Origin of the sequence: Microbacterium sp. MYb64, from assembly GCF_002979495.1 — a bacterium.
Classification (GTDB): Bacteria; Actinomycetota; Actinomycetes; order Actinomycetales; family Microbacteriaceae; genus Microbacterium; species Microbacterium azadirachtae_A.
The window spans coordinates 1-24,144 of record NZ_PCOW01000019.1; the positions used below are offsets into that span (position 1 = coordinate 1).

At 70.9% G+C, this 24,144-nt stretch carries 21 protein-coding genes; 11 read left to right on the forward strand and 10 right to left on the reverse strand.

The genetic code is table 11. From position 1 onward, the window contains the following. Positions 1 to 1,414, forward strand: a 1,414-nt coding sequence (locus tag CQ044_RS19635) for a hypothetical protein (RefSeq protein ID WP_105689205.1), incomplete at its 5' end; no start/stop codon positions are given. A 6-nt stretch (positions 1,415 to 1,420) separates the two neighbouring features. On the opposite strand, the gene sucB is transcribed toward CQ044_RS19635, so the two are convergent. From sucB to CQ044_RS14985, 3 genes are all read right to left on the reverse strand, one after another. After that, complete coding sequence (gene sucB, locus CQ044_RS14975; RefSeq protein ID WP_105689206.1) at positions 1,421 to 3,109, reverse strand: 2-oxoglutarate dehydrogenase, E2 component, dihydrolipoamide succinyltransferase; 1,689 nt, start codon at positions 3,107 to 3,109, stop codon at positions 1,421 to 1,423. A 97-nt stretch (positions 3,110 to 3,206) separates the two neighbouring features. Continuing rightward, positions 3,207 to 4,580 carry a dihydrolipoyl dehydrogenase gene (gene lpdA, locus CQ044_RS14980; RefSeq protein WP_105689207.1) on the reverse strand — a complete coding sequence of 458 codons (1,374 nt, stop codon included), beginning with the start codon at positions 4,578 to 4,580 and terminating at the stop codon, positions 3,207 to 3,209. Further along, positions 4,577 to 6,055, reverse strand: coding sequence for a leucyl aminopeptidase (locus CQ044_RS14985; protein WP_105689208.1), 1,479 nt, complete (start codon positions 6,053 to 6,055; stop codon positions 4,577 to 4,579). The genes lpdA and CQ044_RS14985 overlap by 4 nt, the downstream gene beginning before the upstream one ends. 110 nt (positions 6,056 to 6,165) lie before the next feature. On the opposite strand from CQ044_RS14985, the gene CQ044_RS14990 reads away from it, so the two are divergent. From CQ044_RS14990 to CQ044_RS15000, 3 genes are all read left to right on the forward strand, one after another. After that, positions 6,166 to 7,101 carry a proteasome assembly chaperone family protein gene (locus CQ044_RS14990; protein WP_105689209.1) on the forward strand — a complete coding sequence of 312 codons (936 nt, stop codon included), beginning with the start codon at positions 6,166 to 6,168 and terminating at the stop codon, positions 7,099 to 7,101. 226 nt (positions 7,102 to 7,327) lie between these two features. Beyond that, positions 7,328 to 8,572: an RNA polymerase sigma factor gene (locus tag CQ044_RS14995; protein WP_105689210.1), complete on the forward strand. Its 1,245-nt coding sequence runs from the start codon at positions 7,328 to 7,330 to the stop codon at positions 8,570 to 8,572. Continuing rightward, positions 8,569 to 9,273, forward strand: a complete 705-nt coding sequence (locus tag CQ044_RS15000) for a coenzyme F420-0:L-glutamate ligase (protein WP_105689211.1) — start codon at positions 8,569 to 8,571, stop codon at positions 9,271 to 9,273. Before CQ044_RS14995 ends, CQ044_RS15000 begins: the two co-directional genes overlap by 4 nt. 122 nt (positions 9,274 to 9,395) lie before the next feature. Here CQ044_RS15000 and CQ044_RS15005 read toward each other — a convergent pair whose 3' ends face one another. Continuing rightward, positions 9,396 to 10,418: a sugar-transfer associated ATP-grasp domain-containing protein gene (locus CQ044_RS15005; protein ID WP_105689212.1), complete on the reverse strand. Its 1,023-nt coding sequence runs from the start codon at positions 10,416 to 10,418 to the stop codon at positions 9,396 to 9,398. A gap of 117 nt (positions 10,419 to 10,535) precedes the next feature. Here CQ044_RS15005 and CQ044_RS15010 point away from each other — a divergent pair, with 117 nt between their 5' ends. After that, positions 10,536 to 11,258, forward strand: coding sequence for an alanine racemase C-terminal domain-containing protein (locus tag CQ044_RS15010; protein ID WP_258133333.1), 723 nt, complete (start codon positions 10,536 to 10,538; stop codon positions 11,256 to 11,258). Continuing rightward, entirely contained in the window at positions 11,246 to 12,295 is a 1,050-nt protein-coding gene (locus tag CQ044_RS15015; protein ID WP_105689214.1) for an alanine racemase, read from the forward strand. The genes CQ044_RS15010 and CQ044_RS15015 overlap by 13 nt, the downstream gene beginning before the upstream one ends. Before the next feature lie 92 nt (positions 12,296 to 12,387). Here the strand turns inward: CQ044_RS15015 and CQ044_RS15020 are convergent, their stop codons facing one another. Beyond that, the gene (locus CQ044_RS15020; RefSeq protein WP_045272992.1) at positions 12,388 to 12,600 is read right to left on the reverse strand and encodes a hypothetical protein; all 213 of its coding nucleotides are present in this window, start codon (positions 12,598 to 12,600) and stop codon (positions 12,388 to 12,390) included. A 183-nt stretch (positions 12,601 to 12,783) separates the two neighbouring features. Here CQ044_RS15020 and CQ044_RS15025 point away from each other — a divergent pair, with 183 nt between their 5' ends. From CQ044_RS15025 to CQ044_RS15035, 3 genes are read left to right on the forward strand one after another with little or no spacing between them, the layout of a single operon-like run. After that, positions 12,784 to 14,919, forward strand: coding sequence for a type IIA DNA topoisomerase subunit B (locus CQ044_RS15025; RefSeq protein WP_374954866.1), 2,136 nt, complete (start codon positions 12,784 to 12,786; stop codon positions 14,917 to 14,919). Then, positions 14,919 to 15,395: a GNAT family N-acetyltransferase gene (locus CQ044_RS15030; protein WP_105689215.1), complete on the forward strand. Its 477-nt coding sequence runs from the start codon at positions 14,919 to 14,921 to the stop codon at positions 15,393 to 15,395. Before CQ044_RS15025 ends, CQ044_RS15030 begins: the two co-directional genes overlap by 1 nt. Positions 15,396 to 15,407: 12 nt before the next feature. Beyond that, positions 15,408 to 16,319 (forward strand): arginase family protein, encoded by a 912-nt coding sequence (locus CQ044_RS15035; protein WP_105689216.1) that lies wholly within the window; start codon positions 15,408 to 15,410, stop codon positions 16,317 to 16,319. Between the two features lie 44 nt (positions 16,320 to 16,363). On the opposite strand, the gene CQ044_RS15040 is transcribed toward CQ044_RS15035, so the two are convergent. The 3 genes from CQ044_RS15040 to CQ044_RS15050 all read right to left on the reverse strand — a co-directional run bounded on the left by CQ044_RS15040 (position 16,364) and on the right by CQ044_RS15050 (position 20,682). Then, positions 16,364 to 17,635 carry an LCP family protein gene (locus CQ044_RS15040; protein ID WP_105689217.1) on the reverse strand — a complete coding sequence of 424 codons (1,272 nt, stop codon included), beginning with the start codon at positions 17,633 to 17,635 and terminating at the stop codon, positions 16,364 to 16,366. 81 nt (positions 17,636 to 17,716) lie between these two features. Next, a complete protein-coding gene (locus CQ044_RS15045) occupies positions 17,717 to 18,238 on the reverse strand; it encodes an AAA family ATPase (protein WP_105689218.1) in 522 nt (173 codons plus the stop codon). Continuing rightward, positions 18,235 to 20,682, reverse strand: a complete 2,448-nt coding sequence (locus CQ044_RS15050; RefSeq protein WP_105689219.1) for a DNA topoisomerase (ATP-hydrolyzing) subunit A — start codon at positions 20,680 to 20,682, stop codon at positions 18,235 to 18,237. Before CQ044_RS15050 ends, CQ044_RS15045 begins: the two co-directional genes overlap by 4 nt. A gap of 81 nt (positions 20,683 to 20,763) precedes the next feature. Between CQ044_RS15050 and CQ044_RS15055 the strand changes: the two genes are divergently transcribed. Next, on the forward strand, positions 20,764 to 21,891 hold the full coding sequence (locus CQ044_RS15055) for an alkaline phosphatase family protein (RefSeq protein ID WP_258133334.1): 1,128 nt from the start codon (positions 20,764 to 20,766) through the stop codon (positions 21,889 to 21,891). A 56-nt stretch (positions 21,892 to 21,947) separates the two neighbouring features. Here CQ044_RS15055 and sepH read toward each other — a convergent pair whose 3' ends face one another. Further along, on the reverse strand, positions 21,948 to 23,009 hold the full coding sequence (sepH, locus tag CQ044_RS15060; protein WP_105689220.1) for a septation protein SepH: 1,062 nt from the start codon (positions 23,007 to 23,009) through the stop codon (positions 21,948 to 21,950). Between the two features lie 197 nt (positions 23,010 to 23,206). Here sepH and CQ044_RS15065 point away from each other — a divergent pair, with 197 nt between their 5' ends. Then, positions 23,207 to 23,500, forward strand: coding sequence for a DUF4193 domain-containing protein (locus CQ044_RS15065; protein ID WP_045272999.1), 294 nt, complete (start codon positions 23,207 to 23,209; stop codon positions 23,498 to 23,500). 137 nt (positions 23,501 to 23,637) lie between these two features. Here the strand turns inward: CQ044_RS15065 and CQ044_RS15070 are convergent, their stop codons facing one another. Further along, on the reverse strand, positions 23,638 to 24,135 hold the full coding sequence (locus tag CQ044_RS15070) for a DUF3093 domain-containing protein (protein WP_105689221.1): 498 nt from the start codon (positions 24,133 to 24,135) through the stop codon (positions 23,638 to 23,640). Between the last annotated feature and the right edge of the window lie 9 nt (positions 24,136 to 24,144).

Here is a 24,144-nt window from a genome sequence, read left to right on the forward strand (position 1 = left end):
GGCGGAGCACGTGGCGGCGCCGGTCGATATCGCGCTGCGGGCGGACGGGCAGGACGTGCTGTTGCCCTGGTGCGTGCGGACCGTGCGCACCGCTCTCGCGCAGGCGACGGAAGCGGGCGGGATCTCGCACGGGGAAGCGGTCACGCTCGCCGTCAGCATCCTGCGCGGGGTGCTCGAGCTCGACGGAGGGCAGCACGACGCCGAGCTCGACCGCCGGCACGCCCGGGCCGACGGAGCGGGCGACGAGCGGCACGGCAGCTGGTGGCTCACGGACGAGGCCCGGCCCGTGTTCGTGATCGATGCCCCCGGGGGCAGACATGGGGAGGGGGTGCCGCGTGAGACGGGCGAGCGGCTGCTGCGCGACGTGGAGAGGCGGATCGAGGATCGGGCGCTCCGGCGCGTCCTCGCGCGTCTCGCGGAAGCGCTGCACGATCCGCGTCGCCTCCGTGCTGAAGCCGCACGGTGGGAGGCTGAACTGCTGGAGATCGCCGCGCCGCGGCCACTGCGGCTGATCGCCGACGAGTTCGCCGCGGCTGATGGCGAGGGGGATCCTGCAGGAGCGGTCCCGCCACGGTATGAACGACCTTCGCGGCGGAGAGAGCTGCGCGCCGCGGGGCGGATCGACATCGTCGCTCCGAGGCGGACCGGGGCGCCGAGGGGCGATGCGAAGCGGCGCCCCCTGCGCGCACGTGCCGCTCCACGTGCGGAGCAGCGCGAGGGACGCCGGGCGACCGGTGGCCGGCTTGCGACGGGAGGACCGGCGCGCGTGCTGCGGAGCGCCCTGGTGCATGCGCGAAGATACGGCCGGGATTCGAGTGCGCTCCGCCTTCGCGTGCGGTATCGATCGTCCGGGCCGCAGCTGGAGCGACCGCAGCGCCGCCGGCGGTGGCGAGGGCCGGTCGTCGTCGCGGTCTCGGCGGCGGTGGCGATCACTATGACCGGGGCGCTGTGGCCGTCCGACACGAGTGGTGCCGACGCCGCCGGGCGTTCGTCCCCGACGGCGGAGATCCTGCCGTCAGGAAGCGGCTCGCCTTCGCCCGCCGAGTCGGGGAGCGCGGCGGTCGGTGGAGCAGCGCCCACCGGATCCGATCGCCCCAGGGCGCCGAGGGCGTCGTCGCGCTCCGACCCTGCGGCGGCGGGCGCCGAGCTGATCGCCGCCGTGCGGACCTGCGAGGCGTCGCCGCGGCCGGCCTGTGCCGAGGTGTGGGACGGCGGCGCGGCGGCCTCCCGCCCGGTGCGCCCGGCGCCGGAGCCCGCGGAGTTGATCGAGGACTACGGCGACATCGCCGCGATCCGGAACGGATCCGGAGATCAGGCGCAGATGATCGTGATCATCCGCAGAAACGCCGGATGGCGGATCCGCGATGTGTACGACATCGCGGATCCGCCATCCGGAGGAGCCGGGGCTCCGTGAGTGGTGTCAGGCGCCGAGCTGAGCGGCGAAGTCCGCATCCTCCAGGCGCGCCTTCACCGAGGAGAGGAAGCGCGCGGCGTCCGCTCCGTCGATCGTGCGGTGGTCGTACGACAGCGCGAGGAAGACGTAGGACCGCACGGCGATGGCCTGCTGGCCGTCCACCGTGACCACACCGGGGCGCTTCACGACGATGCCGGTGCCCAGGATCGCGGACTGCGGCAGGAACACCACGGGGGTGTCGAACAGCGCGCCGCGCGAACCGGTGTTGGTCAGCGTGAACGTGCCGCCGGCCAGCTCGTCGGGCTTCAGCTTGTTGTCGCGGGTGCGGGCCGCGAGATCGGCGATCTCGTGAGCGATCTGGGCGACGTTCTTCGACGCGGCATCGCGCAGCACCGGCGTGAGCAGGCCGCGCTCGGTGTCGACCGCGATGGAGATGTTCTCCGAGGCCGGGTACACGATGTCGGTGCCGTCGACCGTGGAGTTCACGATCGGGAACTCCTGCAGCGCCTCGGCGGCGGCGAGGGCGAAGAACGGCAGGAAGGACAGCTTGTCGCCGGTCTTCTGCTGGAACGAGCCCTTCACCTGGTCGCGGTACGCGGCGAGCTTCGTGACGTCGACCTCGACCACGGTGGTCAGCTGAGCGGTCTGCTGCATCGACGCGACCGCGCGCTCGGCGAGGACCTTGCGCAGACGCGACATCGGCTGCGTGGTGCCGCGCAGCGGGGAGATCTCGCGGGCCTTCTTCGGCGCAGCAGCCGCAGCGGGAGCAGCAGCCGGAGCCGCAGAGGCGTTCAGCACGTCCTCCTTGCGGATGCGTCCGCCTACACCGGTGCCGGTGATCGACGCCAGGTCGACGCCCTTCTCGGTCGCTAGACGGCGCACGAGCGGCGTGACGTACACCGAGTCGGATCCGGAGTCGGCGGCGGCCGGAGCAGCGGCAGCCGGAGCCGAGGCAACGGGAGCAGCAGCTGCCGGAGCAGGTGCCGCAACCGGGGCGGGAGCAGCAGCGGCCGGAGCCGGGGCGGGCTCGGCGGCGGGTGCCGGAGCGGCCGGAGCCGCAGCCGGAGCGGCCGGAGCAGCAGCAGCCGGAGCACCGCTGCCGATGCGGGCGAGAACGGCGCCGACGGCGATGGTCTCGTCCTCGGCGGCGAGGATCTCCTGCAGCGTGCCGGCGACCGGCGAGGGGATCTCGGTGTCGACCTTGTCGGTCGAGATCTCCAGCAGCGGCTCGTCGACGGCCACGTCATCGCCGACCTGCTTCAGCCAGCGGGTCACGGTGCCCTCGGTGACGCTCTCGCCCAGCTCGGGGAGTCGCACGTCCGTCGCGTCCGAGGATGCGGCGGGGGCTGCGGCGGCAGGTGCGGGCTCTGCCGCGGGCGCGGGCGCCTCGGCGGGAGCAGGAGTCGCGGCAGCGGGGGCGGCCTCGGCGGCGGGCGCGGCCGGGGCGGATGCGCCGGAGCCGTCGCCGATGCGGGCGAGGATCGCGCCGATCTCGACGGTGTCGTCCTCGCTGACGAGGATCTCCTCGATCACGCCGGTGACCGGCGAGGGGATCTCGGTGTCGACCTTGTCGGTCGAGATCTCGAGCAGGCCCTCGTCGGCCTGGACGGTGTCGCCCACCTGCTTGAGCCAACGGGTCACAGTGCCCTCGGTGACGCTTTCGCCGAGGGCGGGAAGGACCACGGGTGTGCTCATGACGGAGTCTCCTTAGGAAAAATCGTGATGGTGTTCAGCTTAGTGGGCAACCGGGCGTTCAGCCCAGTTGCGGTTTCCACGATGCGCAAGAAAAGTTTCACATTGCGTGAAGCGGCTTGCCGGCAAGCGCGAGGAACGCCTCGCCGAGCGCCTCGCTCTGGGTCGGGTGGGCATGGATCAGCGGGGCGATGTCCTCAGGGTGCGCCTCCCAGCTCACCGCGAGCTGCCCCTCCGTGATGAGCTCTCCGACGCGGTCGCCGAGCAGGTGAACGCCCAGCACAGGACCGTCCTTCTGTCGCACGACCTTGACGAGTCCGCCGGTGCCGATGATCTCGCTCTTGCCGTTGCCGGCGAGGTTGTACTCGTAGGAGACCACCGCATCGGCGCCGAAGGCCTCGATCGCGGCGGCTTCGGTCACACCGACCGAGGCGACCTCGGGGCTGCAGTAGGTGACGCGCGGGATCTGCGCATCCGGGATGACGGCGGGGGCCAGCCCGGCGATGCGCTCGGCGACGGCGATGCCCTGCAGGAAGCCGCGGTGGGCGAGCTGCAGACCCGGCACGATGTCGCCGACGGCCCACACGTGCTCCACGTTCGTGTGCAGCTCGGCGTCGGTGAGTACGAAGCCGCGCTCCATGGCGACTCCGGCCTCCTCGAATCCGAGCCCGGCGGTGGCCGGTCCCCGGCCGACGGCGACGAGCAGGTAGTCGGCCTCGTAGGTGGTGCCGTTCTCCAGGGTGACCGTGACGGCGTCCTGGGTCTGGGTCGCGCTCGCGAACCGCACGCCGAGCGAGTAGGAGATTCCGCGGCGGCGGAACGCGCGCTCCAGGCCCTTGCTGAGTGCGAGGTCCTCATTCGGGGCGAGGTGATCGAGCGCCTCGACGATCGTGACCTCGGAGCCGAACGAGCGCCAGACGCTGGCGAACTCGACGCCGATCACGCCGCCGCCGAGGATGACGACGCGCTGCGGAACCTCCTCGAGAGCGAGCGCCTGCTCGCTGGCGAGGATCCGCCCGCCGATCTCCAGTCCGGGCAGCGACCGGCTGTACGAGCCGGTCGCGAGGATCACGTCGGCGCCGGTGTAGACGTCGTCGCCGACCGCGATGGAGCGATCGGGGCGCAGGGTGCCCTCGCCGCCGACGACGGTGATCCCGCGGGCCTTGACGAGCCCCTCGAGGCCCTTGTACTTCTTCGCGACGATGCCCTCGCGGTAGGCGCGGACGCCGGCGGGGTCGATCCCCTCGAAGGAGGCCCCGACGCCGTACTTGGCCGCGTCGCGCACGTTCTCGGCGATCTCAGCGGAGTGCAGCAGGGCCTTGGTCGGGATGCAGCCGCGGTGCAGGCAGGTGCCCCCGACCTTGTCCTTCTCGATCAGGGCCACGGACTTGCCGAGCTCGGCGGCGCGCAGAGCCGCGGCGTAGCCGCCGCTGCCGCCGCCGAGGATCACGATGTCGAAGGTGTGAGCGGTCATGCGCGTGCTCCGTTCGCGCGCGCCTCGGCGAAGGCGATCAGCGTGCGCACGATCGCGCCGGTGGCGCCCTTGTCAGTGAAGCCGTAGGGGGCGCCCTTGTGCTCGGACGAGCCGGCGATGTCGAGGTGGGCCCAGGGGATGCGGGGCGCGTCGGCCTCGTCGGAGGTGCGCCCGACCATGCGTCGCAGGAACAGCCCGGCGAAGAGCGCGCCGCCTGCGGGGTCGCCGATCTTGGCGTTGACCAGGTCGGCGATCGGCGACTTCAGCTCGTCCTCCATGTGCTCGGGAAGCGGCATCGGCCATGCGGCCTCGCCGGTCGCGGAGGCCGCGGCCAGCACCTCGTGCACCGTGTCGTCGTCTCCGAAGACGCCGGTATGACGCATGCCGAGCGCGACGATGATCGCGCCGGTCAGAGTGGCGACGTCGAGGATCACATCGGGGTTCTCCCGGCTCGCGGCCACCAGTCCGTCGGCGAGGACGAGGCGTCCTTCCGCATCGGTGTTGAGAACCTCGACGGTCTGGCCGTCGGCGAAGCGCAGCACATCGCCGGGGCGGATCGCCGAGCCGGAGGGCATGTTGTCCGCGATGCACAGCCAGGTGGTCACGCGGATCGGCAGACCGAGGGCCGCGACGGCCTTGGTCGCGGCGAGGATGCTGGCCGCTCCCGCCATGTCCGTCTTCATGCCGACCATGCTCGCCGGCGGCTTGAGGGAGAGGCCTCCGGTGTCGAACGTGATGCCCTTGCCGACGAGGGCGATGTGCCCCGTGGCGCCGGCGGGGGAGTAGTCGAGGCGGACGAGCCGCGGCGGGCGGTCGGAGCCCTGGCCGACGCCCAGGATGCCGCCGTAGCCGCCGGCGGCGAGTGCGGTCTCGTCGAGCACCTCGACGGTCACATCGAGCCCGGTGAGCTCCTCGACGGCGCGGCTCGCCAGATCCTCGGGGCCCAGCCACTCGGCGGGAGTGGTGACGAGATCCCGGGTCAGCGCGACGGCCTGGGCGAGCGCCGTGGCGTGTGCGGCCTCCTCCGGCGCGAGCTCGGCGTGCAGCACCACCGTTTCCGCGCGCTTCGGCTGGTCGCCGGAACGGTAGTCGTCGAAGCGGTATCCGCCCAGCAGCGCGCCTTCGGCGGCGGCCGACGCGTGCTCCGCGACGGCGTCGCCGAGCAGGACGGACACGCGGCCGAAGCCGGTGAGCGTGCGCAGCGCGGCGCCGACGGCCTCGCGCACGGCGTTCGCATCGGGGGCGGATCCGGCGCTCACGACGGCGACCGGCACGTCGGCGACATCGGGTGCGGGGATCCGCGCGTAGGCGCCCGCCTTCCCGGTGAAGCCGACCGCGGTCAAAGCGGCGTGGGCGGAGGAGAAGGGGGACAGGTCTTCCGGGGTGTCCGTGAGACCGGCGACGACGAGCACGACCGCATCTGCGTTCGCGTCCGCCGGAGCGCCTGTGTGCAGCTCGAGCGCAGGAGACGTCATGGTCTCCATCCTAGGTTCGGCACGGTGCGCGAGGAGAGGATGCCCCCTCCGCGTGTTCGCTCTCAGCGCTCAGCGGATCCGGCCGGCGGGGCGCCTCGTAGCATGGAGGCATGCCCATCTCCGGAGAGATCCACGAACGCGTCGCCTACCCCGGCGGCGTGCCGTCCGGTCTGCCGCTCGTCATCCTGCTGACCGGCTTCACGGACGCGGGATCCGCGGTCTCGGGGCTCATCGATCACCTCGCGGAGACGACGGATCCGCAGCCGGTGCTGGTCTTCGACAATGACCTGCTGCTGGACTACCGCGCGCGCCGGCCCGTGCTCACCTTCGATCAGGATCACATCGCCGAGTTCAAGCCCGCCCGGCTGGAGCTGTCGCTCGCGCAAGATGCGCTCGGACGGCCGTTCCTGCTGCTGGCCGGCTACGAGCCCGACTTCGCCTGGAACGCCTTCGCCGACGTGGTGCTCGACTTCGCGGCGGAGTACGACGTGTCCACCGTCACCTGGGTGCACTCGATCGCGATGCCGGTGCCGCACACGCGCCCGATCGGCGTCACGGCGAGCGGCAACAGGGCGGAGCTCACGGCCGCGCACTCGGTGTGGCGACCGCGCACCCAGGTTCCCGGCACTGCCGGGCACCTGCTGGAGTACCGCTTCGTGCAGGCCGAGCGCAGTGTCGCGAGCTTCGTGCTGCTCGTGCCGCACTACCTCGCCGACACGGAGTACCCGGACGCGGTGCTCACCGCCGCGGAGAAGGTGATGGCGGCCACCGGACTGGTGCTGCTCACGGACGCGCTGCGCGACAAGCGCGCCGAGTACCTCGAGCGGGTGGACGAGCAGGTGCGCGACAACGAGGAGCTCGCGCAGATGGTGCGGACGCTCGAGCACCGCTACGACTCCTACATGTCCGGCGTGGAACTCGAGGACGAGGCGCCCGTCGGGTTCGACGAGAGATCCCTCCCCAGCGCCGACGAGCTGGCCGCGGAGCTGGAGCGCTTCCTGGCCACCCGCCAGGGCGGCGACGAGGACAAGAACGGCCGGATCTGAGCCGATCCCGGGAGTGTCCCGAGAGGATCCACGCCGATTGCGGGATCCGGCGTCTGCGCGCGCAGAGTGTGCGATACTTATCTGACGACCCGTTGTCAATACCCATTCCGCAAGGTCTGGGGACTTGACAAGGGTCTTACTAGTGCCCGCGAGGGCACGGGCTGCAAGGCCCACAGGCCGAAACACCACAGGGCGCCCGCGCAAGCGCTCCGTTGAAAGGCGAGACGTGACGACTGCCACGAAGAAGAACACCCGGACGAAGAACGACCAGGCCGAGCCCGAGGAGGTCGAGGCCCAGGCCGTCGACGCCGCGGAGCCGGTGGCCCCGAAGAAGGCGGCGGCGAAGAAGCCTGCGGCCAAGAGGGCGACCAGAGCGAAGAGCAAGGACGAGGCCGAGGGCGACACCGCCGAAGAGGCCCCCGCTGACGCCGCCGATGACGGCGACGACGAGGAGGGCGCCAAGCCCGCCTTCACCGAGCCGCTGCCCACCGGCGCGATCCGGATCAGCTCGACCGACGAGGATGACGTCCCCGTCTACTCGACGCAGATCACCGGTGCCACCGCCGACCCGGTCAAGGACTACCTGAAGCAGATCGGAAAGGTCGCGCTCCTGAACGCGGCCGAAGAGGTCGAGCTCGCGATGCGGATCGAGGCGGGTCTGTTCGCCGAGGAGAAGCTCTCGGTGATGTCGGCGGCCGAGAAGACCGGTCAGCTCGGACTCGACCTGCAGTGGGTCGCTCGCGACGGTCAGCGTGCCAAGAGCCACCTGCTCGGCGCCAACCTGCGCCTCGTCGTCTCCCTCGCGAAGCGCTACACGGGCCGCGGGATGCAGTTCCTGGATCTCATCCAGGAGGGCAACCTCGGTCTCATCCGAGCGGTCGAGAAGTTCGACTACACCAAGGGCTTCAAGTTCTCGACCTACGCGACGTGGTGGATCCGTCAGGCCATCACCCGCGCCATGGCCGACCAGGCCCGCACCATCCGCATCCCCGTGCACATGGTCGAGGTCATCAACAAGCTCGCGCGCGTGCAGCGGCAGATGCTGCAGGACCTCGGTCGTGAACCCACCCCCGAGGAGCTGAGCCGCGAGCTCGACATGACCCCGGAGAAGGTCATCGAGGTGCAGAAGTATGGCCGTGAGCCGATCTCGCTGCACACCCCGCTCGGCGAGGACGGCGACAGCGAGTTCGGTGACCTCATCGAGGACACCGAGGCGGTCGTCCCGGCCGACGCGGTGGGCTTCACGATGCTGCAGCGTCAGCTCGAGCAGCTCCTGGACTCCCTGTCCGAGCGCGAGGCGGGCGTGATCCGCATGCGCTTCGGCCTCGGCGACGGCCAGCCCAAGACGCTCGACCAGATCGGCGACACCTTCGGCGTGACCCGCGAGCGGATCCGCCAGATCGAGTCCAAGACGATGGCGAAGCTGCGTCACCCGAGCCGTTCGCAGTCGCTGCGGGACTACCTCGAGTGAGCGCGGAGGCGAAGCCCAACGACGGCAAGAACCTCGAGATCTCGGTCGAGGGCTCTCGCTGGCTGCGGATTCCGATCCGCACCAAGGTGGTCATGCCCGGCGACGTGCTCGCCGACATCGTCACCGAGTACGCCGCGGGTGAGGTGCAGAAGGGCGACCTCCTCTTCATCACCGAGAAGATCGTCGGCATCACCCAGGGCCGGTCGTTCCTGCTCGAGGAGATCCAGCCGCGCAAGCTCGCGTTCTTCCTGTCGAAGTACGTGACGCGCACGCCGTACGGCATCGGCCTCGGCATGCCCGAGACCATGGAGATGGCGCTGCGGGAGTGCGGAACGCCCCGGATCCTGTTCGCGGCGGCGGTGTCCGCCGTGACCAAGGCGTTCGGCCGTCGCGGCGACTTCTACCGGATCGCCGGCGAGAAGGCCCGCGCGATCGACGGGCCGACGGAGGGCACCATGCCGCCGTACGACCGCTCGGTCGTCCTGGGGCCGGCGCGCCCGCGCGAGGTGGCTCACGAGATGCAGCAGCTGATCGACGGGGTGTGCGACGTGGCCGTGGTCGACATCAACGACCTCGGCGGCAACATCCTCGGCTCCACGCTCGAGAAGGGCGCTGAGAAGCGCCTCGTCGCGATCCTCAAGGACAACCCGCTCGGTCAGGGCACGGAGTCGACGCCGATGGGCATCATCCGCCCGGCCTGACCCTTCGTCTCGTCGCTGCGCTCCTCGCTCAGGGACCGCCCTTCGTCTCGTCGCTGCGCTCCTCGCTCAGGGACCGACGCTCCGGTCCCTGAGCGAGCGCAGCGAGACGAAGGGCGCTGCGCTCAGAACTTGATGGCGGCCTGGTAGCGCGGCTTGTGACCGGTGCGGATGCCCGAGACGCTCGGCTTGTTCTCGTAGACGCCGGCGCCCCAGTTGCCCTCGACGAGCACGGGGCCGTCGGGACCGACCACGATGTCCCATCCGACGTACTGCACCTGCGGCACGACGCGGGCGACCTGATCCACGAAGGCCTTGACCTCGTCGATCATCGGGAGCTGGAAGTCGGCGATGCGGAAGCCGGAGTCGGGGTGCAGCTCGTGCACGTGCCCGTGCGAGTCGTAGCCGGCGCTCACGGCGTGGCCGTCCTCGTCGAGCATCGTGTAGAAGCCGCCGAAGGACATCTGGTCGCTGACCTCGCCGCGCCCGAACTTCTGCGCCATCGCGAGGATGTGCGTCTTCTCGCCGTCGAAGAACGCGGTCACGCGGGTCGTGTTGACCGTGCCGGGGCAGACCGCGGCGAGGTCGGGATGCTGCCGGATGACCTCCTCGACGAGCAGACGGCCCTGGCCGAGCAGGTCGGCATGGAACGCGTCCCAGTCGGAGATGTCGGCGGCGTGGTAGCGGAACACGCCGGATCCGGCCTGTCCCATCGGCGTCTTCACGATGACGGTGCCCTGGCGCTCCAGGAACGCGCGCAGCTCCTCTGCGTTGCCGGGCTTCACGACCATCCACTCGCGACGGAGGAAGTCCGAGAACTTCTCGTCGAACTCGATCTTGTCGTGGAACAGGTGCCGATAGTCGGGGTGGGCGTACCGCTCCGAGATCTGGTTCGACACGGGGTGCGTCATGTAGGTCGCCCGCTCGGCGCGGTTCAGGATCGCGAAGTCGTAGTCGATGTAGTCCTGGAACCCGACGTTGTGGCGGCCGGCCGACCACAGCATGTCCACCACCACGGCGGGGACGGCCTTGCCGTGCTGCGCGGATGCCTCCTTGGCGCGCTCGATCACCGAGCCGACATTGATGCGACGGGCGCGCTCGGCGAGATAGCCGAGACGGGACTTGAGGCCGAGGCCGTTCGAGGGCATGCGTACTCCGGGTCGAGGGATCGGGAACCGGTCCATTCTAGGGCGGGCCGCCTCCGAGACCCCCGGGCGCTGATGGGCGGGCGGATCCGGATGGAGGCGCGCAGGTAGGGTGGAAAGGTGAACGAGCCGCTCCCCGCCACTCCGTCGCGGAGTGCGATGCTGCGTTCGCTGATCTCCCGGTCCGCCCTCGAGGACGGGGCTGCAGCCGCGGTCGCCGCCGGGGGAGCGGGCATCGCCGATCTCCGTCGTGATGCCTGGGGGCATGGGCTCCTGGACGTCGCCCGAGCCGTCGTCTCGGCCGGGGCGCGCGGCGTGCGCGTGGACGGCGAGGCCGAGACCGCACTGCTGCGGGCGGAGGGCCTCGAAGCGACCTGCACCGAGGCGCCGGACCTGGATCCTCACCTGCTGTACGGCCTGCCGGACGGCGACGGCGCCCTGGTCGGCGCGCCCGTGATGCGCGTGGCGGGTCGGGTGCTCTCGACCAAGGACATCGCGGCCGGCGGCGGCGTCTCCTACGGCTACATCCACCGCGCTCCGGAGGACTCGCGCCTGGCGCTCGTCACCGGCGGCTACGCGCAGGGCGTCGTGCGCGCGCTCGGCAGCCGGGCGTCGGTCGAGATCGACGGCCTCGTGCACCCGATCGTCGGCCGGATCGCCATGGACGTGTGCGTCGTCGACATCGGCGCCGCCGACGTCGCCCTCGGCGCCGAGGCGACCTACTTCGGCGGCCGCGGTCCGATGAGGGCCGGTGCCGCGGAATGGGCGCGGATCACCGGAATGGGCGTCGACGAACTCGTCGCCGTCGTGGGGCAGCGGACGGAGCGTTCATGGGAGGCCTGACCGGACCCGTGCTGCGCGCCGATGAAGCGGTGCTGCGGGCCAACATCGCGGCCGTGACCGCGCGCGTCGCCCCCTCCGCGTTGATGATGGTAGTCAAGGACGACGGCTACGGACTCGGCGCGCCCTGGGCCGCCCGGGTCGCAGCGGACGCGGGGGTCGGCTGGTTCGGCACCTACGACATCCCCACCGCCCTCCGGCTGCGTGACGAGGTCGGCGACGTTCCGCGGCTTTTCGCCTGGGTCACCTCGCTCGACGAGGAGATCGACGCGGCCCTGCGCACGGAGGTGGATCTCGGCGTCGGGACGCTGGACTACCTGCGCCGGGTGATCGCCCGCGCCACCGCCCTCGGCGCCGTGGCGCGCATCCATCTCAAGGTCGACACCGGACTGCATCGCAACGGGCTGTCGGCGGACGAGTGGGACGAGGGCGTCGCGTCCGCCCTGCGCGCTCAGGAGGCGGGACACATCCTGCTCGTGGGCGCGTGGAGCCATCTCGCGGAGGCGAGCGACGAGGAGGACGACGCCGCGCAGGCGCGCTTCCTCGACGCCGTGCACCGCGCTGGCGAACTCGGCGCCGAGCTGCCCTATCGGCACCTGACCGCTTCGGCCGCGACCTGGGCCCGCCCCGAGCTGCGCGGGTCGCTCGTGCGCGTCGGAGCCTTCTGCTTCGGCGTGCGCTCCGCCGACGGACCGGATCTGCCGGGGATCGCCCCCGCCGCGGAGCTCGTGGCGCCGGTGCGGGAGGTCGACGGCGACGAGGTCGTCGTCGGCGCCGGATCCTTCGACGGGCTGCCGAGCATCCTCGCCGGCCGTGTGCAGGTGGGCACCCCTGCCGGTGCCCGAGCGCTCCTGGCGGTCGGCCCGGACGCCGCGCGCGTCGCCGGGTGGGACGGTGCCGCCGTCGGCGACGAGGTCGTCCTCTTCGGCCGAGGCGCGCACGGCGAGTCCTCGCCGACGACCCTCGCGGAGGCGGTCGGCACGGTGGGCGAGGAGATCCTCTGCCGGCTCACTCCGCACGTGCGGCGCGAGTACCGCTGAACGCGGTTCGGATCCGCTCGGAGGAACCGACGTCCGGACAGGAAAACGCCCGATGTCGCAGGACACCGGGCGCTTCTGTCTTAGGGAGCGGATCAGGACTCGAGCAGTCGCGACGTCTCGTCGTGCCAGCTCGTGGCCACCGCACGGAGCTTCTCTTCGTACTTGCGCCCGTGATGGGCGCAGAACAGCAGCTCGCTGCCGTTGACCTCGGCGGCGATGTAGGCCTGGGCTCCGCAGGAGTCGCATCGGTCCATCGCCGTGAGGCGGGGGATGACTGTGCTATCCCGTTCGGTCGTCGCGTTCATCTCGATGCCTCCTCGTTGTTCGGGTCCGCTGTGTGGAGTGTGCTCAATACAACCACGCAGAGCTGGGAGTCATGCCCGCGAGACGGCGTGTTTCGCTCACCGCGTACGCGCCAGGTGACGAGCGGGTGACGGCAAGGAGTGTCGTCGGGGCGGTGTCCCCGCTCCTCGATACGATGGGGGATTGTGACAGCCGAGTATTCCGCCCATCACCTCCAGGTCCTCGAGGGGCTCGAGGCCGTCCGCAAGCGGCCTGGAATGTACATCGGCTCGAACGGTTCCCCGGGTCTCATGCACTGCCTGTGGGAGATCATCGACAACTCCGTCGACGAGGCGGTCGCCGGCAACGGCTCGAAGATCGACGTCATCCTGCACCCCGACGGCAGCGTCGAGGTGCACGACCGGGGCCGAGGCATCCCCGTCGACGTCGAGCCGCGCACCGGGCTCACCGGCGTCGAGGTCGTCTTCACCAAGCTGCACGCGGGAGGCAAGTTCGGCGGAGGGTCGTACGCGGCCTCCGGCGGTCTGCACGGCGTCGGCGCCTCTGTGGTGAACGCCCTGTCCGAGCGGCTCGACGTCGAGGTCGACCGCGGCGGCAAGACCTACGCGATGTCGTTCCGGCGGGGCGAGCCCGGCATCTTCACGGATGCGGGGGAGAAGCGGCGCGACGCTCCGTTCAGGCCGTTCCAGGACAACAGCGAGCTGCGCGTGATCGGCAAGGCGCCGCGCGGCGTGAGCGGCACGCGGATCCGCTATTGGGCCGACCGGCAGATCTTCACGAAGGACGCCGCGTTCCAGCTCGCCGAGCTCGAGACCCGTGCGCGGCAGACCGCCTTCCTCGTGCCAGGGCTCGAACTCGTCGTGCGCGACGAGCGGGCCTCGACAGCCGCGGAGCCACAGGGCGGCGCGGAGGCCGAGGCGGCCCCCGGCGTCGCGGACGCGGTGAACGAGACCTCGTACCACTACGAGGGCGGCATCGCGGAGTTCGTCGAGTACCTGGCCACGGACGCTCCCGTGACGGACACCTGGCGCGTACAGGGAGAGGGCACCTTCAAGGAGACCGTCCCGGTGCTGCAGCCGGACGGCCACATGGTCGCGACCGAGGTCGAGCGCGTCTGCGCGGTCGACATCGCCCTGCGCTGGGGGACGGGCTACGACACCAGCACGCGCTCCTTCGTGAACATCATTGCCACGCCCAAGGGCGGGACGCACCAGCAGGGTTTCGAGCAGGAGCTGCTGAAGGTGCTGCGCGCCCAGGTCGAGCAGAACGCGCGACGCCTCAAGGCAGGCAGCGACAAGCTCGAGAAGGACGACGTGCTCGCGGGTCTCACCGCCGTGCTGACCGTCAACGTGCCGGAGCCGCAGTTCGAGGGGCAGACCAAGGAGGTGCTCGGCACTCCCGCCGTGCGCACGATCGTCGCGCAGGTGGTGCGCAAGGCGCTCGGCGAGCGCTTCGCCTCGACCAAGCGCGATGACAAGAACCAGGCTTCGATGCTGCTGGACAAGATCGTCGCGGAGATGAAGGCGCGCGTCTCGGCACGGGCCCACAAGGAGACCCAGCGCCGCAAGAACGCGCTGGAGTCCTCGTCGTTGCCCGCGAAGCTCGTCGACTGCCGGTCCACCGACATCGCGCAGACCGAGCTGTTCATCGTCGAGGGCGACTCCGCACTCGGCACGGCCAAGCACGCCCGGACGAGTGAGTACCAGGCGCTCCTGCCCATCCGCGGCAAGATCCTGAACGTGCAGAAGGCATCGGTCAGCGACATGCTGTCGAATCTCGAGTGCGCGTCCATCATCCAGGTGATCGGCGCCGGATCCGGCCGCTCCTTCGACCTCTCCACCGCGCGCTACGGGAAGATCATCCTGATGAGCGACGCCGACGTCGACGGCGCGCACATCCGCACCTTGCTGCTGACGCTGTTCTACCGGTACATGCGCCCGCTCATCGAGGACGGGCGGGTCTTCGCCGCCGTGCCGCCGCTGCACCGGGTGATCGTGATGAACCCGGGATCCAAGCCGAACGAGACGATCTACACGTACAGCGAGGGCGAGCTGCACACCCTGCTCGCCAAGCTGCGCAAGCAGAACAAGCGCTGGCACGAGCCGATCCAGCGGTACAAGGGTCTCGGCGAGATGGATGCCGAGCAGCTCGCCTCGACCACGATGGATCGCTCCGGGCGCCTGCTGCGGCGCGTGCGCATGGAGGATGCCGAAGCGGCCGGGCGCGTGTTCGAGCTGCTGATGGGCAACGAGGTCGCCCCGCGGCGGGAGTTCATCATCGATTCCTCGGACCGCCTGGCACGCGAGGCCATCGACGCCTGATGGGCGCGCCGCTGCCGGTCGTCGCGCTGCGGGTGGCCGTTCCGGAGGATGTGGAACTCGTGGCCGCGCTGAAGGAGCGCGTCCTGCGCCGGGATCTGGAACCGCTCGTCGGGTGGGACCCTGACAGGTCGCGCGCGAGGGTCGCGGAGCACTTCTCTCCGGACCACACGCGCATGATCCTGCTCGACGGAGAGGTGGCGGGCACGATCACGCTGCGGCCGGACGGCGACGAGTCCTGGCTGGAGATGTTCTACCTGGACGAGCAGCATCAGGGGCGCGGGATCGGATCCGCCGTGCTGCGCGCAGTGCTCGCGGAGGTTCCCGCCGAGCGTCCGCTGCGTCTGCAGGTTCTCGTCGGATCGGCTGCCCGACGACTGTACGAGCGGTACGGTTTCGTCGTCGAGCACGACGACGGGATCGACGTCTGGATGCGCCGGGCGCCTGGCGGGTCTGCCGCCGTGACGGCGACGCCTTGACAGACTGAGACGATGGTCGCCGTCGTCTCAGCTCCCACGAATCTGGGCCTCCGCCCTCCCGTGCGCGGCGGCGTGCCGGGGACGGCCAAGGCTCCGGAGGCGCTCCGCGAGGCGGGGCTGCACCGGCTTCTGCACGCGCAGGGCGCGATCGACGGCGGCGTCGTGCTCCCAGGGCGCTACGTCGATGACGACGGACGGCGGCCCGCGGGAACCGTCCGCAACCAGGCCGCGATCGTGGACCACGCGCGCCGGCTGGCCCACCGACTGTTCGAGATCCGAGAGGCCGGTGAAGCGCCGCTCGTCCTCGGCGGGGACTGCAGCCTGGCGATCGCCGCAGGGCTCGCGGCCCGGGTGAGCGGTGGCGGCGGGTTCGTTCACATCGACGGGCACACGGACTTCCGGCATCCGGGCAACAGCGACGGCGTCGCGAGCCTCGCCGGGGAGGACCTCGCTGCGGCGATCGGGATGCACCTCCCCGAGCTCAGCGACATCGACGGGCTCGGACCGTACTTCGCGTCCGGCATCACCGCGCACATCGGTTGCAGGTACGAGGATCCGCACGCGGAGGAGCTGCGCCGGATCATCGGCCTCGTGGTGCCGGCCGACGACGTCATCCTGCACGGCGGGGCCAGAGCCGCATCCCGGGTGCGCGCGCTCGACGACCTGGATCGCGGCTACTGGATCCAGGTCGACGTCGACGTCCTCGACCCGATGCACATGCCGGCCGTGGACAGTCCGGATCCGGGCGGTCTCGCGCCGGATGAGCTGATCGGGCTGCTCGCCGCGCTCGCTCCGCACGCCTGGGGCGCCGCGGTCACCGTCTTCGATCCGGATCTGGATCCGGAGGGCGCGCACGCCCGCACCGTGGCCCGGGTGGTGGCGGAAGGGTTCGCGGACCTCGGGTCCGCGCTCGTGGCGGAATAGGCGCCCGTCGGCGTCGCTTCCGCCATCCGCCTCGAGGGGCGGCGTCAGCCCCCGGTGCCGTTGCCGTTCGAACACGTCTGCTGCGCCGCCGACTGTCCGGAGATGTTCTGCGGCAGCGCGACGGGTCCGCCGGTCTTATCCGATGTCGGCGTGGTGCTCGCGTCAGCCCCGGTGGAAGGGTCGGGGGGAGAGTCGGCCGGGGCCTCGGTCGCGGAGACGACGGCGTCGCGCTGTCCCGTGACCTGGATCGGCTGGTTCGCCGCGAGCGCTGCCCACAGCCGGTCGGCGCTCTCGTAGTCCGGCACGACTTTGACACCAGGGTTGCCCGGATCGTCCAGCACCGGGTAGTTCACGAAGTTGATCTGTTCCAGCGGCACATCCTTGATCGCCAGGGCGATCTGCACGAGCAGGGTCGGGTTGGTCAGCTTGGCGCTCGGTGTGACGTTGGTCATCACCGTGTTCGCGAGTCTGAGGAGCCTGCCGGGGTTGCCGAGCACCTCGCTCGACGTCATCTTGCGCGCGAGCGAGGACATGTACACCTGCTGGTTGCTGCCTCGACTGAGGTCCCCGTTGTCGCCCACGCCGTGGCGCACCCGGAGGAACTGCAGCGCCCAGTAGCCCTGCAGGGTGTGCGTCCCGGGGGCCAGCTCTAGCCCGGTGTTCTCCGGGTCGCTGATGCCGTTCGCGACGCAGACATCGACGCCGCCGATCGCGTCGGTGATCTTCATGACGCCGCCCCAGGTGACCCTGGCGGCGAACTGGATCTCCAGACCGGAGACCTTGGTGATCGTGCGGGCGACGCACGCCAGGCCGTTCTTCTGTCCGCCGATTCCGATGGCTTCGTTGAGCGCTTCCTTCGAGCGCTCCTCGCTGGCGTTCCCGTCGGAGTCCGTGCAGGACGGGATCGTGATCATGAGATCGCGCGGGAACGTGATGACGGTGACCCGGCGCGGGCTGTCGGAGATGTGCAGCAGGAGGTTCGTGTCGTTGCGCTCTCCTCCGCTCTCGGGGTCGGAGCAGCGGTTGCCGAAACCATCCTTGAAGTCGTCTTCGCAGACGTCGCTGCCGACCAGCAGCATGTTCACGCCGCCCTTGATCGCGCCGATGTCCGGAGGCACTGAATCGTCGCCGTCGAGCGCAACGACCTCGTCGCTGAACGTCTGCCCGAGGTCGTACACGACGTACCCCGCGACGGAGAAGCCGGAGACGAGCACCACGATCGCCACGACGCCGAGCATCTTCAGCAGCTGGCTCCACGCGGCGGGGCCGTGCAGCTGGCCGTGGCCGGCGACAGGACGTCGGGATCGGGGCGTCATCCTCACATGGTGCCGGTCGCCATGCGGAGGGGCAAATCGCGCGGAGCCGCGGGACGGGATCCGTGTGACCCCGGCCCGCGATCAGATCAGCGCATCGTCCCAGCGCGCGCGGATCGCATCGAGCGTCTCGTCGAGGGAGAGCCCGGTCGTGTCCAGACGCAGCCCGGGCGCGCGGAATTCGTCCTGCGCCGCTCGGAGGTGCGCCCACTCCTCGGCGACGTGCTTGTCCCGCGCCGCATCGCGGCCGGCGATCGCCTGCGCCGTCGCGGTGAGGAGCACGAACCTCAGCGGCAGGTCGATCGCCGCGCGATACTGCTCCAGGAGCTCCGGCCAGAGCACGACATCGGAGATGGCGACATCGAATCGCGCCTCGGCGAAGTTGCGGGCGAGATCCGTGATGTTCCGCCGGCGCAGGGCCAGCTGCCGCTCGGCCTCCTCCGCAGGGTCCTGACCCGGCGCGACGAGGCCGGAGAGGATGAGCGCTTCGCCGATCTGGTCCGTGTCGAGATGCGCACCCCGCGCCGATCGCGTCGCGAGCTCACGGGCGACCGTGGTCTTGCCGACGCCGGGAAGCCCCGAGACGATCAGGATCGAGCCGCTCATGCGCCCAGCGCCGCGCCGATCGAGCCGATGACGCCGTCGATGGGCTGCCCCGAGCCGTCGCGCTTGGCGCCTGCCTCGGGCAGTTCGCGTGCGGATCCGTCGGGACCGACCGCGAGCGCGGGCTCGACGCCGACCCAGGCCAGGGTCAGGCGGTCCTCGCCCTTCAGGAACGCGTGCGCCCTGACGCCGCCGGTGGCGCGCCCCTTGCCGGGGAACTCCGCGAACCGGGACGACTTCGCGCGTCCGGCATCGGTCCCGGCGATCATGCCCGCGGCACCGGAAACGGTCACGACGAGGGCGTCCTCGTCCTGTGCGAGCACGGAGAAGGCGATCACCTCGGCCTTCGCGCCGAGCTTGATGCCGGCCATGCCGCCGGCCGGAGCGCCCTGCGGGCGGACGCCGGATGCCGGGAAGTGCAGCAGCTGCGCGTCGCTCGTGACGAACACGAGCTCGGCGTCGTCTGTCGCGGCGCCGGCGCCGACGACCGCATCGCCCGGCTTCATGCCGATGATCTCGAGCTCGGGCTTGACCGCGAGGGAGGACGGCACCACGCGCTTCACGACACCCGTGCGGGTGCCCAGCGCGATCGGCGTGTCGTCGTCGAAGCGCAGGAGCGCGAGGATCCGCTCGCTCTTGTCGAGCAGCCCGATGTAGTCGCGCAGCGGCACGCCGGCGGCGAGGTGCACCGACGCGGGTGGCACGGACGGAAGGTCCATCGCCGTGAAGCGCAGCACGCGCCCGGCCGTCGTGACCGCGCCGATCTCGGTGCGGGTCGTCGTTGCGAGCGTGGCGAGGATCGCATCGTGCTTGCTGCGCCGGGTGGCGGGGGAGAGCTCCTGACCGGGTTCGAGGTCCACCCGCACGGCGCGACCGGTCGTGGACAGCACCACGGTGGTGGGGGCGTCCGCGATCTGCGTGTCGACGGGGCCCTTGCTCGCCCGCGCCTTGGGCGGCGCGGCGTTCAGCAGCAGCGTGCGGCGGGGGGTTCCGTAGGCCTCGGCCGCCGCGTCGAGCTCGGTCGCGACCTGGCCGCGCAGGAGGACCTCGCTGCCGAGCAGTTCCTGCAGCGCCGCGATCTCTGCGAGGAGCGCATCGCGCTCGGTCTCCAGCTCGATGCGGGAGAACTTGGTGAGGCGCCGCAGGCGCAGCTCGAGGATGTACTCGGCCTGCCGCTCGCTGAGGTCGAAGACGCTCTGCAGGCGGGTGCGGGCCTGTTCCGAGTCGTCCGAGGAGCGGATGACCTGGATGACCTCGTCGATGTCGAGGATCGCGATGAGGAGGCCCTCGACCAGGTGCAGGCGCTCCTCGCGGCGCGCGAGGCGGTACTGGCTGCGCCGCGTGACGACCTCGAGGCGATGCCGCACGTAGACGCTGAGCAGCTCCTTGAGCCCGAGCGTGCGCGGCTGTCCGTCGACGAGCGCGACATTGTTGATGCTGAACGAGTCCTCGATCGGCGTCAGGCGGTACAGCTGCTCGAGCACGGCGTTCGGGTCGAAGCCGGTCTTGATGCCGATCTGGATCCGCATGCCGTGGTTGCGGTCTGTGAGGTCGTTGACGTCGCTGATGCCCTGGAGCTTCTTCGCCTGCACGGCGTCGCGGATCTTCTCGATCACGCGCTCCGGACCGACCATGTAGGGCAGCTCGGTGACCACGATGCCGGTGCGGCGCGGGCCGAGCGGCTCGATCGAGACCTTGCCGCGCACCTTGAACGCTCCGCGGCCGTTCGCATAGGCGTCGCGGACGCCGTCGAGGCCCATCACTATGCCGCCGGAGGGGAAGTCGGGACCCGGGACGAACTCCATGAGCTCCTCGGTCGTCGCCTCGGGGTGCTCGAGCAGGTGGATGGCCGCCGCGACGACCTCGATGAGGTTGTGCGGCGCCATGTTGGTCGCCATGCCGACGGCGATCCCGCTCGCGCCGTTGACGAGCAGGTTCGGGAACGCGGCCGGCAGCACGGAGGGCTGCTGGAACTGGCCGTCGTAGTTGGGGACGAAGTCGACCACGTCCTCATCCAGGCTCTCGGTGAGCGCGAGCGAGGAGGGCGCGAGACGGGCCTCGGTGTAACGCGAGGCGGCGGGGCCGTCGTCGAGGGATCCGAAGTTGCCGTGCCCGTCGACGAGCGGCAGGCGCAGCGCGAACGGCTGCGCGAGGCGCACCAGCGCGTCGTAGATCGCGGAGTCGCCGTGCGGATGCAGCTTGCCCATGACGTCGCCGACGACGCGCGCGCTCTTGACGTGGCCGCGATCCGGGCGCAGGCCCATCTCGGCCATCTGGAACAGGATCCGTCGCTGCACGGGCTTGAGGCCGTCGCGCGCGTCGGGAAGGGCGCGGGAGTAGATGACCGAGTACGCGTACTCCAGGAAGGATCCCTGCATCTCGCTCGACAGATCGATGTCCTGGATGCGCTCTTCGATCGGCTCGGGCGGCGTGGTCGTGCGGGGCATGGGCTTCCTGCGGGTGTCGGGCGGCGGCGGAGCGGTTCTCGACGCCGGAGCCGTGCCTGGCTCTATGGGAGACTGGCTCGGATGACCCTCATGCTACCGGCGATCCCGCCGTCGTCCCGGAGCATCACCGGGGTGGCGCACGACCTGTTCGGCGCCCTGGACGGCCGTGAAGGCGTTTTGCCGGCCGTGCGGTCGGTCGTGCTCGTTGTCATGGACGGCCTCGGCGCGATCCCGCTGCGGGGCCACGCGGGTCACGCCCGGCGGCTGACCGGCGCGATGACGAAGAAGGACGTGCTCTCCAGCGTGTTCCCGTCCACGACGGCGGCCGCTCTCACGAGCCTGCTCACCGGAGTGGATCCGGGGCGGCACGGTCTGGTCGGCTACGAGGTCAGGGATCCCCGCACGGGCGTTCTCGTGAACCAGCTCTCCGGCTGGGAGAAGGCACGCGTGGATCCGGCTGAATGGCAGCGCACGCCCACCGTCTTCGAGACCGCGTCCGATTCAGGACGCCCGGCGTTCGCCGTGGGGCTCGCCGAATACTCGGGCAGCGGCTTCTCCGTGGCGACCCTGCGCGGCGCCGCGTTCCGCTCCGCAGGCACCGCGGCGGAGCGCGTGGCGCTGGCCCTGAGCCTCGCCGAGGAGCACGAGGGCTCGCTCGTGTACTGCTACCTCCCCGAGGTCGACAAGGCAGGGCACAAGCACGGCATGGCGTCCGCGGAGTGGGTCGCCGCGCTCGAAGAGCTGGATGCCGCGATCCCGGCGCGCATGCCGGACGGCGTGGGTGTGCTCGTCACCGCAGACCACGGCATGGTCGACGTCCCTCGCACCAGGCATCTCATCCTCGACGAGGGCAGTCGCCTCCACGACGGCGTCTCGGCGATCGCGGGGGAGCCGCGCATGCTGCACGTGTATCTGGAGGATCCCGCCCGCACCGATGATATCGCTGCCACCTGGGCCGCAGGGGTCGAGGGCGCCGCGGACGTGCTCACGCGGGCGCAGGCCGTCGAGGGCGGGCTGTTCGGATCCGCGCCCACCGCGGAGGCGCGGGAGCGGGTCGGCGATCTCGTCGTGCCGGCGCGGGGACTGTGGGCGCTGTACGACGGCACGGCGGACGATCAGCGCTCGCAGGGCATGATCGGCCAGCACGGTTCGCTCACCCCCGAAGAGCTGCGCGTGCCGCTGCTCCGCTTCGGCGCGTTCGCGCGCTGAACCGCAGGCGCGCCGAGCGCTCTCCGCGGGTGCACGGCAGACGGCCCGACGGCGCGTCAGTCGTCGCTGCGCGCTCCGAACACGATCTCGTCCCAGGACGGCATCTCGCGCCGGCGACGCCGCGGTCCTGAGTCGTCGATCGCCACGGGCACCGGGGATTCCTCGGGCTCGGGATCGGGCTCGTAGCCGGGCTCCAGAGCCTCGAACAGGGCGAGCGGGCGGGTCTCCTCCGGCTCCTCCTCGACCGAGGGGCGCGCTTCCCGCTGGCCGCGGCGGCGACGAAGGGCCTCCAGCAGATCGGCCGTGTCGGACGGCGTCGACGGAGCGAACGACGCGCTGCGCGTGGCCGCCTCCTGGGCGTTCGACGAGGTCTGCGGGTGGCGTGCGGACCTCGGCTCAGGGGCCTCGGCTACGCCGTCGTCCTCCGCGGCGGCGGGCGCGGCAGGGGCCGGGACGAGACGCGGTCCGAACGCTCCGGAGTCGAAGCGGGTCTCGTCCTTGTACGGAGACGAGCGATCCTTGTCGAGCGCGCGGAGCCGGGGGATCAGGCCCTCGGGCAGAGCGCCCTGGCGAGACAGCTGCGTGGCGTCCGCGTTGAGCGGCGCGAGCGCGCTGCGTCGCGGATCGAAGCTCCATCGGGCGTCGTGCTCGACGTCGTTCGCGCGGAACTCGACCTTGATCACCCACCCCGTGTCGTCTTTCCAGCTCGCCCAGCGCTCGTCGGCGGCCGCGAGGTCGGCGAGCTTGGCGCGGATCGCGACGCCGAAGGTCGGCTGCGCATCCGGCTCGACCTCGCTGCCGATCAGCACGGGCACGGCGAGGGCTTGACCGACGATGTGCTCGCGCTCGGCGAGCACCGGGCTCTCGAAGCGCTGCACCGCCTCGAGGGCGACGCCGAGCAGCTCGGCCACCTCGGTGGCGGACATTCCGGCGCGGATGTGCGCCTGGATCTCGCGAGGACTCGCGGCCAGCGGCGGCGCCTTCTCCTCGCGGCCCGCCTTGGCTCGGCGCAGTTCCGCGCGCAGCACCTCGTCGATCGGGAGCGCGAATCGCTCTCCCGACTCGGTGGCGAGGACGAGGACGTCGTCTTCCGCGCCGACGATCGTGACGTGTTCCATGGCTTCAGCCCCTCAGAATGAGTGTCGGTTCATGGTGTCATGCACTGCGCGCACGGCCGGGAATATCGCGGGCGTGCCGCCAGTTCAGATGCGCAGAGAGAGTGGCATTTGCGATTTGGACGCATGTCATGCAAACTATGGGCCGCCGAACACCCCCGGCACCCGCCACTCGCAGGATGAAAGTGGAGATCCACCCCATGGCAACCGATTACGACGCCCCGCGCAAGAGCGAAGACGAGAGCGAGTCGATCGAGGCTCTCAAGGAGCGCGTCCCCGACAAGCTGTCGGGCTCGATCGACGCCGAAGACTCGGACAACCCCGGCGGATTCGATCTTCCGGGAGCCGATCTCTCCGACGTCGAGCTCGACGTCGTGGTGCTGCCCCCGCAGGAGGACGAGTTCACCTGTGTCAGCTGCTTCCTCGTGAAGCATCGTTCGCAGCTCGACCACGAGGACAAGACAGGCCCGATCTGCAAGGAATGCGCGGCCTGATTCCTCTTCGCTGCTCGCGCCCGGACCGTTTCGGTTCCGGGCGCGTTCTGCGTTCTCCGGCGTCCGCCGTCAGCGAACGCGGATCCGCGTCGGAGGCCGTTCGCGGCGGTGCCGGTTCAGGCCTGGCCGGTGCCGTTTCAGGACCGGGGGCGCGCCGAGGCGCGGGCCGCGTCGATCGCGGCAGCCAGGCGGTCCGGCGTGCGGGAGGAGATCGTCCAGCTCGGCGCGGGGTCTGCAGGATCCGTGTTCGGCACGACGACCACGCCGTCGATGCCGCCGCGGATGAGATGCCAGCCGCGGGCGGGGAGACCGGGGCCGCGGGCCTGACGGGCGTCCTCGCCGGTGCGGATCTCGGGCTCGCCCAGCCAGGAGGCGTCGATCCAGGCGCGGCCGGCGCGCAGCACGTTCTGCTCGACAGCGACGCGCGGGGATCCGGCGATCATCAGCGCGATGATCGCGAGCGTCGCGATCACGCCGATGACGAGCGCGATGCCGGACCCGGCAGGTACGAAGACGAGGGTCAGCATGGGACCGCCGAGGGCCGCGGCCAGGAACAGCCACAGACTGGGCGCGAGACGTTCGCGGTAGCGGACGGCCGCGGATGCGGCCCCGGCTTCGCGTGCTGCGTTCTGCATTAGCCTCTT